This window comes from Thermodesulfobacteriota bacterium (assembly GCA_026415035.1).
In the GTDB taxonomy this organism is placed as follows: domain Bacteria; phylum Desulfobacterota; class BSN033; order BSN033; family UBA1163; genus RBG-16-49-23.
On the sequence record JAOAHX010000005.1, the window covers coordinates 140,501 to 156,234 of the forward strand.

The window sequence follows — 15,734 nt, forward strand, 5'->3', positions numbered from 1 at the left end:
CGATCGTCCTTCCTCCTGGATGAGCTATTGACCTGTGTAGACAGGTTATAATGGGAAACGCCGGTCCTGTCAAATCCGTCTCAGCAGCTCCTCTGGGCTCTCGATGAGGAGGTCCGCCCCGGCCTTAAGCAGGGCCTCCCGGAGCGTCGGCCGATGGTGGCGACCTCGGAGAAAGCCGATCGCCGTCATCTGGGAACTCTTCCCGGCGGCCCGGGCCGCCCTCATATCGTCCACCACGTCTCCGACATAACCGCACCGAGGACGGGAAATTCCTATCTCCTCGATCACCTTCAACAGGGAGTAGGGATGGGGTTTGGTCCGTTGGACCCTTCTTCCCGTCTCCCTGTAGATCCGGCGCTCTTCCTCCTGGCATTCGTCCAGGGTGACGACGGCATCGAAGTAGGAGGCGATCCGGAATCGCTTGAGGGCAAGTTCCGCCTCCCTTCTCGGCCGTCCACTTGCGATCCCGAGCTTCAGGCCTCGCTTTCGGAGGGCGGAGAGGATCCTCCTTCCGATCAAGAGCCTCTCCCTCAGGTAGAGGCCCTCCCCCCTGTAGAAGCGGCGCGGGAGGCCGTAATGGGATGGGAAGCGCTCCCCCAGGTAGAGCTCCTGAAAGATCCGCTTGACCAGGTTCTCCCGGTCAAGATCACCCGAATCGTAGACCCAGCCTTCGAACCTTCCTTTCAGGGCCGATCGAATCCCCTTCGGTCCCCCTCCCGAGGCCTTGACCGCGTCTAAGAAGCTCAAGAGGGATTCCCTCGAGGGCCGAAAGGGGTTGGGTCTCCCGACGCTGGAGAGCCTTTGCCGGAGAAAGAGGACCGCCTGATCGAGGGAAGAGACATTCCGCTTTCGGGAGAGGGAAGGGAGCTTGAATTCGGAGAGAAGGTAGCGGAGGAAACCCGAGGTCAGGTCCCAATCGTTGTTGAAACCCCCAGCGGATTTGAAGAGGGTGATCTCCTCGTTCGAGACCCGAATGGGTTTCAACCCCAAGCATTGCTCAAGGTAGAGGCCGATGGTCTGCTGGATGGCCTTTCGGTAGGACTGGGAGACGTCGACCAGCACTCCGTCCATGTCGAAGATGAGAAGGTCGATCATGCCGCTCCAATCTTCGGGTTCTTTCCCCCTACCGGTTTCGTCAGTCCTTTCTTTCGATCTCTTCCATCACGGCCCTGACGAGGCTATCCACATCGAGCCCCTGCATCCGGTAGAGGTCTTCCGGTTTGCCGGAGGCGCCGTATCGGGAGATTCCCAGCTTGCGGAAGCGGACCGATCGTCTTTGCTCCGCTAAGACATTGGCGATGAGGCTTCCCAGCCCCGTTTGGACATGATGGTCTTCGTAGGTGATCACCCTCCCGGTTTGGGCCGCCCGGAGGATGGCTTCGAGATCGAGGTCGCTCATGCAGGAGAGGTTGAGGATCTGGACTTCGATCCCCTCCGCCTTCAATCGGGCCCAGGCCTCGAGGGCCCGATGGACCATGCTACCGGCGGTCAGGATGGCGGCGTCCTTTCCGTCCCGGATCAGGTCGGCCTTTCCGTAACGGAACTCATAAGGGGTGGCAAAATAAGGATGCCCGTCTTCGGTGAGGATGATCGGCGCCGGGGAGCGTCCCATGGCCACGAGGAAATTCCCCTCCGCCCTGGCCACATATCGGATCACGCGGTCGGTCTGGTTCGGGTCGGCCGGCACGATGATCTTGAATCCGAAGAGGTTTCTCATCACCCCGATATAGTCGATACATTGATGGGTCTTCCCATCCTCGCCCACGTCAAGGCCGTTGTGGGTGCAGATGAGCTTCAGGTTCGTCTCGTTCAGATCGTTGAGACGGTGCTGATTGTAGGTCTCATCGATGCCGAAGACGCCGAAGTCGGCGAAGAAGGAGAGCAGGCCCGTGGTGGAGATGGCCCCGGAGAGGGTGGCCGTGTGGTGTTCCTGGATGCCACTCTGAAAGAAATGGTCGGGAAACTGTTTGCCAAAAAGGTTCGTCTTCGTCGAAGAGGCCAGATCGCAGTCGAAGACGACGATCGGAAGCGAGCCATCGGGCCGGAGGTTGGCCCTGCCCAGATCGAGCAGGGCGTTTCCGAAGGCGGTTCGGTTGTCCAGCCTCTGGTCCTTTCCGTAATCCCTCGGCCTTCCCTCGTTCAAGGGGATGACGGTTTTCGGATATCTCCTCCCCTCATAGAGGAGGCCCCCCCTCTGCCGGAGGTCCCGATACCGATCCAGGTCGTCTTCCAGACCCAATTCCTGAATCGCCCTTCGATACTCTTCGAGGGTCAGGGCCCTCCCGTGGAACTCTTCCTTTCCCTCCATGAAGGAGACGCCCTTGCCCATGACGGTGTGAGCGAGGATGGCCGTGGGGTGATGGAAGAGGGTCGCCTCGCGGCAGGCCTGGTAGATCTCCTGGAATTGATGCCCGTCGATCTCGATCACCCGCCATCCGTCCGACTCGAAATTCTTGGCGATATTCTGGGGCATGATCTCGCCGGTGACGCCGCTGATCTGTCTCTGGTTATAATCGATCAGCACCGTTAGATTGTGAAGGCCATATTTGATGGCGAAGCGCCGGGCCTCTGAAATCTGGCCCTTCTGTTGTTCGCCACATCCCATGGCCACAAAGACATGGAAATCTTTCTTCAAGACCTTGGCCGCCAGGGCAAATCCGCATCCGGCCGAAAGTCCCTGGCCGAGATTGCCCGTGTTCCAGTCGAGACCCGGGATCCCTTTTTCCACGTGTCCCTCGAAGGGGCTGCCCGCCCTCCTGAAGTGGACGATGGCCGTCTCGATCGGGAAGAATCCCGTCCTCCCCAGGGCCGCATAGACGCCCGGAGAGGTGTGGCCATGGCTGATGACGAACCGATCTCTTTCTGGGTCCTCCGGATGTTTGGGATCGATCCTGGCGTTTGTGTAGAGGACGAGATAGAGATCGATGGAGGACATCGACCCGCCGGGATGGCCCGAACCGGCCAAGGTCGTCATTTTCAAGATGTCCCCCCTGGCCAGCCTGGCCAATTCCGAGAGCCTTTGAACCGTGGCAGGGTCCAGCTTTTCGGCCTCGAATCGCTTCCGGAGCATCCTCGTCCCTCCCCTCGGTCGGTTGACCCCTAACTTTATAATAGGGGTTGAATCCTTTGCAAGTCCCATTTAAGATTGGCCTCAAACGGAGGGCGACGAAGGATGGGAGGGATTGAATGGCAGGGGAGGCGCTTTCCCTGCCGCCTGATCATCTTCGACAAGGATGGGACGCTTATCGATTTCACCTCGACCTGGGTTCCCCTCATTCGAAGACGGATCTCTCTTCTCTTGAGGAGATTGAAGAGGGATGGCGCCCTGGAGGCCTCCCTCTTGAAATGTTGGGGGATCGACCCCTCAAGCGGCCGGGTGGACCCCAGAGGCCCTTGTCCGGTCTCGTCCCGCTCAGAGGAGATCGTCATCGCGACGATGGCCCTCTATCAGGCCGGATATCCCTGGGATGAATCGAAGGAGTGGGTTCTTAAGGCCTTCGATGAGGCCGATGCCGAAAGGGATTGGCGCCGGGAGGTCGTGCCGGTTGAGGGGATCGAGAGGTTTCTTTCGGAGCTCAAAGAGAACGGCTTTTTTACGGCCTTAGCCACCAATGACGAGCGGAAAGATACAGAGGCCATCCTTCATCACCTCGGCCTTTGGGGCCTGTTCGATGTGATCCTCTGCTGGGGCGAGGTTTACCCTTCAAAACCCCATCCTGAAACGGTCTTCACCATCTGCAGAAGATTAGGTCTCTCTCCGGACCAAGCGGCGATGGTGGGGGACTCTGTGACGGACATGTTGATGGGAAAGAGGGCAGGGGTGGCCGTGACGGTGGGGATCCTCGAAGGGGGGGTGACCCCTCGTGAGGAGCTTGAGACGGTGGCAGACCTGGTCGTCGAATCGATCCGAGAGTTAAAGACCTTTACCAGTTGAAAGGTTTGCAGGAGGGTTTCGAGGCCGATCGGCGCCTGGAATCGAAAAGAAAAAAAGAGGGCGTTTCTTTGACCCACGCCCTCTTTCAGGAAGGGAGAAGAGAGATTACTCGACTTTGATCTTGATCTCCTTCTTCTTCGCCTCTTCGGATTTCGGGAGGACGATCTTAAGGACCCCGTTTTTGTAAGTGGCGTTGATCTTATCGGCCTGGACCTCCCTCGGAAGCCTTATCGACCTGGAGAAGGCACCAAAACTCCTCTCGATCAGGTGGTAATTCTCCTCTTTCTCCTCCTTCTCCTGCTTCTTCTCGCCTTTGATGGTCAGAATACCCTCGCTCAGGGAGATGTCGATATCCTTCGGGTCGAGGCCGGGGACCTCGGTTTTGACCACAATGTCATTTTTCGTCTCCGAGACGTCGAGGGCAGGATACCATTCCACCGCTTCCTCCCCACGTTTTCTCAAACCGCCTTCAAAGAAGGAATCCCAAAGCCGATCCATCTCCCTTCGCATCCTTTCGAATTCCCTGAAAGGCGAAATCTCTCTGAAAGGCCTCCAAAGCTCAAGCTCCTTCGCCATAACCATCCCTCCTTTTCAGACATGATGAATTTCCTTAGGAAACCACACAAAAGATAATCACCCTTTTCCATTTGTCAAGTCCGATAGGCCGGGCACCTTGAAACTGGGGAATTTTCTGTTATGATTGAATTATTCTATTCGAAAGGAGGAGTGCATGATGGCTTACGGGGCAAAAGACTACAATCATCTCATCGGGATGGAAGGTTTCAGCGAGACCCTCTTGAAGAACCACTTCACCCTTTACCAGGGATATGTGACCAATACGAATAAACTCCTTGAGACCCTCGGGGAGATGGCAAAGGGAGGAAAGATTGGTACCCCGGAATACGCAGAGCTGAAACGCCGGTTGGGATGGGAATTCAACGGCATGAGGCTCCATGAGCTCTATTTCGAAAACCTCGGAGGGAAAGGGGCTCTCAATAAGGAGGGCAAACTGGGGAAGAAGCTCTCGGAGGATTTCGGAAGCTACGAGGCCTGGGAGGCCGATTTCAAAGGCGTCGGCACGATGCGGGGGATCGGATGGGCGGTCCTTTACCAGGATCCGGTGAACGGAAAATTGTTCAATCAATGGATCAACGAGCACGACGTGGGCCATCCGGCGGGTTGCCAACCCCTGTTGATCCTGGATGTTTTTGAGCACGCCTTCATGATCGATTACGGATTGAAGCGGGCCGATTACATCAACGCCTTCTTCAAGAATATCAAGTGGGAGGCGGTGGAGGCCCGATTGAAGTGATCGGTTTTTTAGGAGCTGCCAGGATGACGAAAGGGCGGTCTTAATGATCGCCCTTTCTTTTCCGGTCTTCCACGTTGGAGAGCGGCGATTTCCTTCAGCTCCATGATAGGAGAAAAAGGATGGTTTGGAAGATCCTTCACATAGGGGCGGGCCTCTTGTGGATCCTTTTTGTCCTCCCCCTTCCTACGAGCAGCCAACCGAAGTCGATCCTCTTGGCCACGACGACGAGCCTCCTGGATTGCGGGCTTCTGGACGTCCTCCTTCCAGTTTTCGAAAGCAAGACGGGATACTCTGTCAAGCCGATTGGCGTGGGTTCGGGGCAGGCCATCGTGATGGCAAAGAGGGGCGAGGCCGATGTGCTCCTGGTCCATTCCCCTGAAGCCGAGAGAAGGCTTTTGGACGAGGGGCACGGGATCCGGCGAAGGCCTGTGATGTTCAATACCTTTTTAATCGTCGGTCCCGTCGAAGATCCAGCGGGGGTGCGCAAGGCCTCCAACGTTACGGAGGCCTTCCGACAGATCGCCTCAAGACGATCCCTCTTTTTGTCCAGGGGAGATCGCTCCGGAACCCATGAGAAGGAACGATCCCTCTGGAAGGCCTCAGGCATCGATCCCGAAAGGGAGCGATGGTACCAGGAGACGGGCCTCGGGATGGGACAGACTCTCCATATGGCTTCCGAAAAAGGGGCCTATACCCTGACGGACAGCGGGACCTATTTGGCCCTGAGGCAGAAGGTTCGGTCGGTGCGCCTCGGACCGGAAGACCCTCTGCTTCTGAATGTCTATCATGTGATCGAGGTAAACCCGTCGAGATGGCCGAAGGTGAACGGGGCTGGGGCAAGGGCCTTTTCCGACTTCCTCTTTTCGAAGGAGGCCCAGGAGATCATCCTCAGCTACGGGGTCGGTCGGTATGGGGCCCGTCTCTTCCTCCCTGTGACGAAGATAGACGGAGGGCATTAGATGGACTTGATCCTCGACGGCCTCAAGAAGGCCTTCTGGTTGTTGATCACCGGAGACCCAGAGATCGTGGAGATCGCCCTTCTCTCCCTCAAAGTCTCCGCAACGGCCACTTTGATCAGCCTCCTGATCGGGATCGCCACCGGGACCGCCCTCGCCCTGACCCCGTTTCGGGGGAGGCGGTTTGTGATCAGCCTCATCAACACGGGGATGGGGGTTCCTCCGGTGGTGGTCGGGCTCTGGGTCACGATCTTCTTATGGAGAGGCGGGCCTCTCGGTTTTTTAGGGATCCTCTATTCACCTTCGGCCATGATCCTCGCCCAGGCCATTATCGCCACCCCCATCGTGATGGGTGTGACCGTGGCAGCCATCCAGCACCTCCCCGAAAAGCTGAGGCTCCAGATTTTGGCCCTCGGGGCCACCCGATTTCAGATGGTCTGGATATTGATCCGGGAGGCCAAGCTTCCCTTGCTTGCGGGCGTGATGGCGGGGTTTGGAGGGGTCATCTCAGAGGTGGGGGCCTCCCTCATGGTGGGAGGGAATATCAAGGGATACACCCGGGTTCTGACGACCGCGACGGTGACCGAGACGAGCCGGGGCAATTTCGACGTGGCCATCGCCTTGGGATTGATCCTCTTCCTCCTTGCCTACGGGATCAATCTCATTCTCACAACGATTCAACAGAGGGAAAGGGTGAGATGACCCTTCTGGAAGTCAGGGACCTCAGGGTCGAGAGAGAGGGCGAGCTCCTTTTGAACATCCCTTCCCTTTCAGTTAAAAGGGGCGAAACCCTCGCCCTCATCGGACCCAACGGGGCAGGAAAGACCACTTTGCTTCAGACCCTTTCATTCCTCTCCGGCCCCTTCCATGGGGAGATCCTCTTCGAGGGCCAGAGGGTCGGGAGGGATCTTTCTGTTTTGGCCTACCGGAGAAAGATCGCCCTCGTCTTTCAGGAGCCCTTGCTGTTCAACACCACCGTCTTCCAAAATGTCGCCTCTGGGTTGAAGATCCGTAATGTGAAGAAGCGGGAGATCCAGGAGAGGGTGATGGAAGAACTGGAACGTTTCGGGATTTCCCACCTCAGCCAGAGATCGGCCAAGACGCTATCGGGAGGGGAGGCCCAGCGGACGAATCTCGCCCGGGCCTTCGTCCTTCGACCCGAGCTGTTGCTCCTGGACGAACCCTTCGCCTCCCTCGATCCGCCCACACGAGAATCGCTGCTGATCGATCTGGAGCGGGCGTTATTCCGCACGAAGACCACCACCCTTTTTGCGACCCATGACCGGCAAGAGGCGCTGAGGCTTTCCGATCGGGTAGCGGTGATGCGATCCGGTCGGATCGAACAGATCGGCTCACCCGAAGGGGTGATGAATCATCCGGCAACGGAATTTGTCGCCTCCTTTCTGGGGGTGGAGACGATCCTCTCCGGGAGGGTGATTCGAACCGGGGAGGGGACCTTCGTGGCCTCGATGTCCGATCAGGAGGTCGAGGCGGTGGGAGAGGTCCGGTTAGGAGAACGGGTGGTGCTCTGTATCCGGCCTGAGGACGTCACCCTCGCCATCCCTCCGGTGAAGGGCCAAACCAGTGCGAGAAATCTCTTCATTGGAAGAGTATCGAAGATCGTCCCCTTCGGGCCTTATCAAAAGGTTCACCTCGACTGCGGGTTTCCGCTGGTGGCCTATATCACCCATCCTTCGCAGAAGAACCTCTCTTTGACCGAGGGAAAGGAGGTGGCCGTTTCGTTTAAGGCCTCGGCGGTCAAGATCCTCAAGAAAGGGTGAGGGATGAGGGGGCAGGCGAGAGGACTACCGACGGCGGTGGTAATAGTGGAACCCGAATCCCCAATACCATCTGGGACCATAATACCACCAAGGATCGAAAAGGTAGGGGTAGGGGTCGTAGAGATAGATGGGTTCGGGCCAGAGATGGATCTGTTTGCCCGCGACGAGGGGATAACGGTAATCCATTTCCCCAAGGGGTTTGAGCTTGGCTCCGAGAATCTCTCCGGCCACGGTGATCCGCCTTCCGCTCCGGAGAGGATAAGGGTCCAGCCACTTTTCTGACAAGACCAAAAACCTGCCCTCGGAATAGGCCCCGCCTTTCGGCTCTCCCCTCCAACCGAGGGGCCTCTGGTAGACCTCGATCTGGGTGGCCCCCTCTCTCAGGCTAACGGTTTCGATGATCTCTCCACCCCAGACCACCCACCTCCCTTTATAAGCCTCTGGGTCTTGGCGAACCTGGCTCAGGGTGAGGGCGGGGTTGGCTTTGACCCTCAGGTCCTTGGAGATCACGTGGGCACATCCGGAGAGAAAGAGGAACAAGAAGAGGCAAATGGCACGGGAGAGGGTGGTCATGGTTTACTCAGACGTCCCTTTCCCCTGGGGGGTTGAAACGATCCAGGAAGATCGAAGGAATCGGCTCATTCGATATAGAGGAGGGTGTAACGTTTCACGCCGCCCGGCGTTTTGACCACGACCTCGTCATCCACCTCTTTGCCGATGAGGGCTTTTCCGAGGGGAGAGGCGATCGAGATCTTTCCATTAGGGATGTCGGATTCATCCGGCCCGACGATCTGATAGGTGACCCTCTCGCCGGAGTCGCAATTTTCAAGGGTAACGGTCGACCCGAAACCTACCTTGCCATCCGAGGAATTGGGGACGTCCATGATCTCGGCGTTGGCCAGTTTCTGTTCGATCTCGCGGATCTTCGTCTCCACAAAGGCCTGCCGTTCTTTGGCCGCAGTATATTCGGCATTCTCGCTGAGGTCTCCGTGGGCCCTTGCCTCCTCGATGGCCTTGATGACCTGGGGTCTGACGACCTTCTTCAGATGCTCGAGGTCCTTGACGAGGTTGTTGTATCCATTACGGGTGATGGGCGTTCGCGCCATGAAAAAACTCCTTTAACGAAAATAACTATAGCCAACGGAGATCGAGTTTGTCAACCGACCCGGAAGGGGGGAAGGCCCTCAGCCACGGGCCTTCCCCCCAGGACCGATTGCGTCGGGAGGATTACAGGTTGATGTTGGAATATTTTTTCCAGGGTCGGGCGACCTGCTTGTTTTCGAGGATGTCGAGGGAGGTGCAGATGTACTTCCGAGTATCATGGGGCATGATGACATCGTCCACACAGCCTCTTTCGGCGGCCTGATAGGGATGTTCCAGTTTCTGCCTGTACTCTTCGATCAGTTTCTTGGCGGTCTCCTTCGGGTTCGGAGCGGCCTTGATCTCTTTGGCGAAGATGACGCTGGCCGCCGTATCCGCTCCGACGATGTTGATCCTCGCCGTGGGCCAGGCGAAGCAGAGGTCGGCCCCGATGCTTTTGTCGAGCATGGCATAATGGGCCCCTGCATAGGATTTTCCGATGATGATGGAGATCAGGGGCACGGTCGCCTCTGCCCATGCGAAGAGGGTTTTGGCCCCGTGCCGGAGGATTCCCTTCCACTCCTGGGGAGAGCCGATCCAGAAACCCGGGCAGTCGACGAAGGTGACCAGTGGGATGTTGAAGAGGTCACAGAATCTCACGAACCTGGCCAGCTTGTCTGCCGCATCGTAGTCAAGCCCTCCCATTAAGACCTTGGGTTGATTGGCCACAATCCCGGCCACCTTCCCGTTGAAACGGGCAAATCCCACGATGAGGTTGCGGGCGAAGTACCGGTGGATCTCGAAGAAGGTCCCCTTGTCGACGACCTTTTCGATGAGGGGATACATATCGTAGGGGACCCGAAGCTGGGGGTCGGGGATGAAGTCGTCCAGTTCGGGAATCTCTCGGTTAGGGTCATCTCCGGTCTCGATCCGAGGGGGCTTCTCTCGATTGTTCGAAGGGAAATAGGAGAGAAGCTTCCGGCAGAGCTCGATACATTCCCGATCGTCTTCGCCGACGATGTGGGTCCCGCCCGATTTGACGGCATGGGCCTGCCAACCGGCCAGTTCCTCGAGGGAAATATCCTCTCCGGTCTGGGTCTTGACAAAGGCCGGGCCTGCAATCCCCATGAACCCGGTCTTTTTGCTCTGGATGAGAAAGTCGTTCATGATGGGATGGTAGGCTTGTCCTCCCAGGCAGGGACCGAGGAGCAGGGCGATCTGGGGGATGATTCCGGAGGCGAGGATCTGGGCCCGGAAGGTCCATCCGTAGGCCTCCAGGGTATCGAACCCTTCCTGAAGGCGCGCCCCACCGGAGTCGTTGATGCCCACAAAAGGCCACCCTTTCTCCTTGGCGAAGTCGCAAGCCCAGACGAACTTCTTTCCATGGTATTCCCCGAAGGTCCCGGCCATGGCCGTGAAGTCCTCGGAGGCGACGACGACGTATCTTCCGTTCACTTTCCCGTAGCCCGTCACCACCCCTTCGGCCGGAATGAACCTCTCGGCCATTCCGAAATCGGTCTGTCTATGCTTGATGAAAGGCCCGATCTCGACGAAGGTGCCAGGATCCATGAGCCAATCGATTCTCTCCCGGGCATTCGTCTGGCCCTTCTCACGACGTTTCTCGATCTCCTTGGGTCCGCCCATTTCGAGGATGGCCTTGCGCCTCTTCATATAGTCCTCATACATCGCATCGAACTTTCCCATCCTTTTCTCCTTTCTATGTTAAGATTTTCGTTGATTTATGAATTTTTTCACAATATATTTAGCAGATCAGGCCTCTAATCGCAAGAAATATTTTGCTTTACATTTTCCGCCGTTTCTGATAACCTATAACCTATGAAAATTTCAACCAAAACCAAACTCGCCCTCCTCTTTCTCGGCCTGGCCTGCTTTATCGGCGTCATCACAAGCCTGCTGGTCAATTCCCTGATTACAAACCAGATCATCAAGGAGGCCCAGGAGAGGGTCAAACATGACCTCGATACGGCAAGGTTTGTCTATTCTATGAAAATGAGGGAGATCGACCGGGCGATCCGGTGGGCTTCGATCAGACATGTTTTAAAAAAGGCCCTGAAAGAGAGGAACGTGACACCCATTCGAGAGGAGCTGACCGCGTTGATGGTGGAGGAGGGGCTCGATTTTCTCCTCCTGACCGATCGGGAAGGAAGGGTCCTCTTCCGTGTGCATAACCCCAAGGTCGAAGGGGACAGCCTGATCCATCAGCCCTCCATCCGGGCGGCTTTGGAGAGGAAGGGGATTTCAGGGACGGAGGTCATGACGAGGGAGGAGCTTTTAAGAGAAGGGGAGGCGCTGGCCAACAGGGCGGCTCTGAGGTTGATCCCCACCCCAAAGGCGAAACCCACGGACCAACAGGAGGAGACCTCGGGCCTGATCCTCCGATCGACCCACCCCGTCCTCGATTTCAGCGGAGAGGTCCTGGGGGCCCTCTCCGGGGGTGTGCTCCTGAACCGGAACAACGAGATCGTGGATCTGATCAAGAATATCGTCTTTAAAGACGCCAAATACAAGGGAAAGGATGTCGGCACGGCCACCATCTTCCTAAGGGATGTGAGGATTGCCACGAACGTGCTCGACCGGGAAGGGAAGCGGGCCATCGGGACGTTGGCGATGAAAGAGGTCCAAGAACAGGTCCTCGAGAAGGGAATGCCGTGGATTCAGAGGGCCTTCGTGGTCGACGACTGGTATATCACCGCCTATGAACCCATCCGGGATATCGAGGGAAGGATCGTGGGGATCCTTTACGTCGGCCTTCTGGAGAGCCGATATACCCTGATGAAGGAGAGGCTCATCCTGCTCTTCTTCCTCCTGTCGATGTCGGCGATGCTCGTGGCCCTGACGATCTCCTTTCTCCTCTCTTGGAAGGTTCCTAAGAGCCCTTCCCCCTTGGGAGAGGGTTAATCCTCCCCCTCCGGACCCGATTCTCCTTCCTTTCGAGAGCCTCCCTTGAGGCCTCTCCAGAGGCCTGAGAAGAGAAGGTAGAGGACCACGACCGCGATGCCGATCCCCAAGAGATTGGGCGCCCCGAACTGTTTCAGAAAATTGGCGAGGGATTCTACCGTTTCCATCTTTTAACCGATCAGGTTTCGGTCCAGGGTCCGATACTGGATGGCCTCTGAGAGATGGGCGGGCCGGATCCCATCATTTCCCTCGAGATCGGCGATCGTGCGGGCGACCTTCAAGATCCTCGTATAGGCCCGGGCGCTCAAACCGAATTTATCGATCGCCATCTCGAGCAGTCGATGGCTCGGCTCGTCGATGGCGCAGAATCTTTTGATGTGGCGGTTGGTCATCTGGGCATTGCAGAAGATCTTCATCCCCTTGAATCGATCGAGCTGAACCTTTCTCGCCCGGTCGACCCGTTTCTTGATCTCCTCCGAGGATTCTCCGGGGTCCCGGCTGGCGAGGTCGCGGTACTTGACCGCGGGGACCTCGACGTGAATATCGATGCGGTCCATCAAGGGGCCGGAGATCTTGGCGCGGTACCGCTGGATCTGCGGGACCGTGCAGGTACACTCGTTGTTGGGATCGGTGTAGTAACCGCAGGGACAGGGGTTCATGGCTGCCACGAGCATGAAGCGGGCAGGGTAGGTGATGGAGGTGGCGGCCCGGGAGATCGTGACCCTCTCCTCTTCGAGGGGCTGCCGCATCACCTCGAGGACGTTCTTCTTAAATTCGGGCAGTTCATCGAGAAAAAGGACACCGTTGTTCGGAAGTGGCGAACCTTCCATTCGTTGGCCTTTTCTGAAATTTCTTGCGAAATCGATGGGATATGTAATTTATAACTGATTTCTTTATTCGGGTGCAAAAGGATGACTTCAAAAAGCGATCTCAATATCTTTCTTCTCTCAGACTCGTTGGCCTCGGTGATAATTTCTTGGAACACCTCCAGAAGTTTGAGGATATCGGTATGCTTCTGGGGAATAGCCTCCTGCATCCTGATATCTTTCTGTATGGTTTCTGCTTCTTTCTTTTTTGACTGGATCTGCTTTTCAAGTTTTTCGATTTTCAATTTATGAGTTCGTATTTCTTCCTTCGTATGTAAAAATTCATACAGCTCCATCAGCCTTTCTTTCCTCTGGTTTAGAATGGCAAGTTCGGATTCAATGTGGAGCAGCCTGTCATGGCAGTGTCTGAGGAAGAGATTCGAGTTTGAAAGCATTTTGAAAATATTTTCCGGGGTGGTGATAATTTTTTCGGCCATTTCCATGATTTTGTTTTCCACATCTGCCACATCAAATGTTGGAAGGGGGCATGGGTTGACTTTTCTTAATTTAGCAAACTTCCGGTTCCCGCAAAGGTATTTTAAATACCGTCTTACAGTCTTTCTCCTTTTAACAGTGGTTTGAAGAACGATGGGAGATCCGCAGATAGCACATTTAAGTAGTCCCATCGATGGGAATCTTTCTCTGCTATTTTGATAGGCCTTAAACCTTTCAGACCGGAGTTGGAGGGTTTTTTGGGCCTGAAATTCAGAAATAAGTGGCTCATGGAGACCCTTTGCAATAACTTTGCCGCCTTCTTTCATTTCGAGGATGTAGCCGGCGTAAAACATTGCGCGGTCAAGGATCATGGCAATAGTATTGTCCGGGACTCCCATCTTTTTTGCTATTGAGAGAACGGTATCCCCGGTCAGATACAGCTTGAAAATTTCCTGAACCTCACTTGCGCTGAAGATGGTATATTTGTGTCCCCTCTTGCCTGTTCTTTCGATTCTGGTAGGGTTGGGAACGAGCATTCCGTCCTCTCTCCAGAGGTATCCAGATGGTTCGATAGGTCCCCAGAAGTATCCCCGAAGCTTTTTTTCCCTAACGGCTCTTTTGACCCTCTCTTTAATCTTTTTTCTCTCCCATCCGGCCATCAGGGACTCAAGGGAGCTGAAAAACCAATCGGAGCTGTTGGAGAGGTCGGAGATTCTTCCCGAGATGGTGGCGAGTTTGATGTGATTTTCGATTAATATCTTCTGAAGCCGGCCAAGATCTACAAGGTTATCCGGCCTTGCAAGCCTGTCTAGGTCGGTGACGACTATGACATCGATCTTTTTAAGATTTGCCAGCTGGAGGAGTTCGCTGAAGGCGGGTCTTTCTTCGAAAAGGGCTCCGCTGTAACCTTCATCGACGAGATCCTTCACCACCTGCCATCCATTTCTTGTACAAAATTCCATGCACAATTTTAGCTGGGCGGGAAGGGAGTACTTTTCTGTTTGTTTTTCGGCACTAACTCTTCGGTATATGACTGCTCTCATAAACTGATTGCCCCGCTTTTGGTTTCCATTTGGCGAGGATATCGAGGACCGTTTTGACCTCGGGATGCTCCGGCAGGATGGGTGAAAGAATCGACTCGATATATTCAATCTGCTCGATCTTTCTCGCCTTGATCCTGTTGTAGACTTCGAAAAGGTCCAGGCTCATCTGGTCAAAACTTTCCTGTTTCATCAGGATGCTCCTTTCTATCAAAAATTCCTTTAAAAGTCAAAATAAATGTCAAAATATCATAATCCCATGATCTGGTAGCTACCCAACTTCACATTGGGGTATTACTGTGTGACAGGATTTGGGCTAAAAAGAAAATTATATGGCCTGGGTGGTCCTTAAAACCTATCGGGTAGGGCCTAGATTCGGGCTTAACAACTGGAGGTTCTTTGGATAATTAAACTTAAATAGGATGATGGCCTTTCGGATCGCAGTGGAGGCCAGAAGGAGAGAAAACTCTTAGCCACAGCGTTTGCGGCGGATGGGGTAGATTTTTCTCCCCTGAATCGTGTGCAGAAACGGCGAAGAGTCCAACACGCTTTGTTGATAATTCGCTTCGCAAATTGTCCAGTTTTTACAAAGGGTTCGAAGGATTTAAATCCATGCCGCTAATCTATTTTAGTGGCAAATCTTTTACAATTTCCAAATTTTCATTTTCAATTCATTAATGCTTTTCATGTCAGTTCCACAATCCCCTTTTCTGCTCTCTCGCCTCCCTCTCAAGCCTCCTGAATTCCTCAAGGTATTTATATGGGTGCTTTTTGTAGGCAAATCCATATCCCTGCCTGATGATCTCTGCATTCACAAATGTTCCATCCATAAGATAGACATAAGCTAACAAACGTCCATATTTATCCCTTTTTCTCTGATCGAATTCAAGCCGAACCTCCTTCCCTTCTACCATCTTTTTGGTGAAATGGTAGGCTTCTTTTCCAAAGCGTTCAACAGCTTTTTGGGGATGCTTGGTTTCGGGTGTATCCACGCCGATCAATCGGACCGTTTCGCCTGTAGAAATCAGAATAGTATCTCCATCGATTACCCGGACGACCTTCAGGGAATTAGCCTGGGCAGAAGTGTTAAGAAATGAAAGAATCCCCAAAAAAGAGAGAAGAAAAAGAATTTTGGAAGTAAGCTTGTTGGAGAGTCGAAAGCGTTCCCAGTCCACCAGAGTCTTGAGCTTGTGCAGGGGGGGCTCCCCCTGTCCAGTTGATCAAAACGAATTTACCAACCCAACAGTCTGGTTTGCATCATGGTTTATCCCTCAGTGTTGTTTTTCGTGACCATAACACACCGGCTGTCAGATTGGTATAGGCTGATAGTCAAAATCGTTAATTTTTAGAGGAACCCATAATTGAAAAAGGCGATTATAAAAGATTTGCCACTGGTTTTGTGATCAATTTG

The 15,734-nt window shown here is 54.8% G+C and carries 16 protein-coding genes and 1 pseudogene; 6 read left to right on the forward strand and 11 right to left on the reverse strand.

Translation table 11 applies throughout. From position 1 onward, the window contains the following. Window positions 1-69: 69 nt before the first annotated feature. Together N3G78_05145 and N3G78_05150 are read right to left on the reverse strand one after the other, a co-directional pair. The gene (locus N3G78_05145; GenBank protein ID MCX8117303.1) at window positions 70-1,095 is read right to left on the reverse strand and encodes an HAD family hydrolase; all 1,026 of its coding nucleotides are present in this window, start codon (window positions 1,093-1,095) and stop codon (window positions 70-72) included. A 40-nt stretch (window positions 1,096-1,135) separates the two neighbouring features. Then, window positions 1,136-3,070: a transketolase gene (locus N3G78_05150; GenBank protein MCX8117304.1), complete on the reverse strand. Its 1,935-nt coding sequence runs from the start codon at window positions 3,068-3,070 to the stop codon at window positions 1,136-1,138. A gap of 102 nt (window positions 3,071-3,172) precedes the next feature. Between N3G78_05150 and N3G78_05155 the strand changes: the two genes are divergently transcribed. After that, the gene (locus N3G78_05155) at window positions 3,173-3,934 is read left to right on the forward strand and encodes an HAD family hydrolase (protein MCX8117305.1); all 762 of its coding nucleotides are present in this window, start codon (window positions 3,173-3,175) and stop codon (window positions 3,932-3,934) included. A gap of 105 nt (window positions 3,935-4,039) precedes the next feature. On the opposite strand, the gene N3G78_05160 is transcribed toward N3G78_05155, so the two are convergent. Further along, a complete protein-coding gene (locus N3G78_05160; protein MCX8117306.1) occupies window positions 4,040-4,516 on the reverse strand; it encodes an Hsp20/alpha crystallin family protein in 477 nt (158 codons plus the stop codon). A 151-nt stretch (window positions 4,517-4,667) separates the two neighbouring features. Between N3G78_05160 and N3G78_05165 the strand changes: the two genes are divergently transcribed. The 4 genes from N3G78_05165 to N3G78_05180 all read left to right on the forward strand — a co-directional run bounded on the left by N3G78_05165 (window position 4,668) and on the right by N3G78_05180 (window position 7,983). Then, window positions 4,668-5,246 (forward strand): Fe-Mn family superoxide dismutase, encoded by a 579-nt coding sequence (locus N3G78_05165; protein ID MCX8117307.1) that lies wholly within the window; start codon window positions 4,668-4,670, stop codon window positions 5,244-5,246. A 119-nt stretch (window positions 5,247-5,365) separates the two neighbouring features. Continuing rightward, complete coding sequence (locus tag N3G78_05170) at window positions 5,366-6,205, forward strand: substrate-binding domain-containing protein (GenBank protein ID MCX8117308.1); 840 nt, start codon at window positions 5,366-5,368, stop codon at window positions 6,203-6,205. Then, on the forward strand, window positions 6,206-6,904 hold the full coding sequence (locus tag N3G78_05175) for an ABC transporter permease (GenBank protein MCX8117309.1): 699 nt from the start codon (window positions 6,206-6,208) through the stop codon (window positions 6,902-6,904). It begins immediately after the preceding gene. Continuing rightward, window positions 6,901-7,983: an ABC transporter ATP-binding protein gene (locus N3G78_05180; GenBank protein MCX8117310.1), complete on the forward strand. Its 1,083-nt coding sequence runs from the start codon at window positions 6,901-6,903 to the stop codon at window positions 7,981-7,983. The genes N3G78_05175 and N3G78_05180 overlap by 4 nt, the downstream gene beginning before the upstream one ends. A 24-nt stretch (window positions 7,984-8,007) precedes the next feature. Here the strand turns inward: N3G78_05180 and N3G78_05185 are convergent, their stop codons facing one another. The 3 genes from N3G78_05185 to N3G78_05195 form a co-directional block, all read right to left on the reverse strand. Then, a complete protein-coding gene (locus N3G78_05185; protein MCX8117311.1) occupies window positions 8,008-8,556 on the reverse strand; it encodes a Slp family lipoprotein in 549 nt (182 codons plus the stop codon). Between the two features lie 65 nt (window positions 8,557-8,621). Continuing rightward, entirely contained in the window at window positions 8,622-9,089 is a 468-nt protein-coding gene (greA, locus tag N3G78_05190; GenBank protein MCX8117312.1) for a transcription elongation factor GreA, read from the reverse strand. Window positions 9,090-9,210: 121 nt separating this feature from the next. Then, window positions 9,211-10,767 (reverse strand): acyl-CoA carboxylase subunit beta, encoded by a 1,557-nt coding sequence (locus N3G78_05195; GenBank protein ID MCX8117313.1) that lies wholly within the window; start codon window positions 10,765-10,767, stop codon window positions 9,211-9,213. A gap of 132 nt (window positions 10,768-10,899) precedes the next feature. On the opposite strand from N3G78_05195, the gene N3G78_05200 reads away from it, so the two are divergent. Continuing rightward, entirely contained in the window at window positions 10,900-11,982 is a 1,083-nt protein-coding gene (locus tag N3G78_05200; protein MCX8117314.1) for a cache domain-containing protein, read from the forward strand. On the opposite strand, the gene N3G78_05205 is transcribed toward N3G78_05200, so the two are convergent. The 5 genes and pseudogenes from N3G78_05205 to N3G78_05225 form a co-directional block, all read right to left on the reverse strand. Further along, window positions 11,979-12,149 carry a hypothetical protein gene (locus tag N3G78_05205; protein MCX8117315.1) on the reverse strand — a complete coding sequence of 57 codons (171 nt, stop codon included), beginning with the start codon at window positions 12,147-12,149 and terminating at the stop codon, window positions 11,979-11,981. The two genes, N3G78_05200 and N3G78_05205, sit on opposite strands and share 4 nt — an antisense overlap. A gap of 3 nt (window positions 12,150-12,152) precedes the next feature. After that, window positions 12,153-12,791 (reverse strand): annotated as a pseudogene (locus tag N3G78_05210) (ATP-binding protein). Beyond that, window positions 12,731-14,326: a recombinase family protein gene (locus N3G78_05215; protein ID MCX8117316.1), complete on the reverse strand. Its 1,596-nt coding sequence runs from the start codon at window positions 14,324-14,326 to the stop codon at window positions 12,731-12,733. The pseudogene N3G78_05210 and the gene N3G78_05215 overlap by 61 nt, the downstream one beginning before the upstream one ends. Further along, window positions 14,298-14,516, reverse strand: a complete 219-nt coding sequence (locus N3G78_05220) for a hypothetical protein (GenBank protein ID MCX8117317.1) — start codon at window positions 14,514-14,516, stop codon at window positions 14,298-14,300. The genes N3G78_05215 and N3G78_05220 overlap by 29 nt, the downstream gene beginning before the upstream one ends. Window positions 14,517-15,012: 496 nt before the next feature. Continuing rightward, window positions 15,013-15,498, reverse strand: a complete 486-nt coding sequence (locus tag N3G78_05225; protein ID MCX8117318.1) for a thermonuclease family protein — start codon at window positions 15,496-15,498, stop codon at window positions 15,013-15,015. Between the last annotated feature and the right edge of the window lie 236 nt (window positions 15,499-15,734).